This window comes from Campylobacter concisus (genome assembly GCF_002914195.1).
Taxonomy (GTDB): domain Bacteria; phylum Campylobacterota; class Campylobacteria; order Campylobacterales; family Campylobacteraceae; genus Campylobacter_A; species Campylobacter_A concisus_M.
The window spans coordinates 1-474 of the sequence record NZ_PPAU01000072.1 but is presented as its reverse complement, the minus strand read 5'-3'; the positions used below and the strand labels follow the sequence as shown (position 1 = coordinate 474).

The 474-nt window shown below is 38.8% G+C and carries 1 protein-coding gene; it reads right to left on the bottom strand.

Annotated elements, in window-relative coordinates; all coding sequences use genetic code 11:
- Nucleotides 1–47: 47 nt before the first annotated feature.
- Nucleotides 48–474 (bottom strand): hypothetical protein (locus tag CYP28_RS10255; protein ID WP_181000405.1); only part of this gene is annotated, 427 nt, incomplete at its 5' end.

Below are 474 nucleotides of genomic sequence, written 5' to 3'. Positions count from 1 at the left end.
AACACGCAGTGGCAAACTTAGCACCAGCAAACGAAGTGCGGTAGTCTTTATTGATGTCTAGCTTTAAAAAATCTCTCTTTGTTATCAGGCTGTAAAGGGGTCAAATTTGACCGCTGTTGAGTTTTCTCTATTTGGTCGATAAATTCATTGTCTTTTTCTTTTTCGTTCAATAGAGGCTCTGTAAGCTCACTAGAAAAGATATTCGTGATAAAACTAAAGACATCTTTTGCGTGATTGCTGACGTAAGCCATTGCTTTTGATATGAAATTCTTTAGCTCGCTATTCTCTTGCTTGAGATTGAGAATTTGGATTACTTGAGCTTTATTAATTTGATTTTTTTCCTCGAGGTCTTGCTCGAGCTTTTTTGTATAGAGTCTATGTTTTGCCGCTTCCTCGGCTAGTTCTGGCTGTTCTAGGCGCAGCCTTTCTATCTCATCTCGCCTGTGTTTATCAAGTGCCTTAAGCCTCTCAATT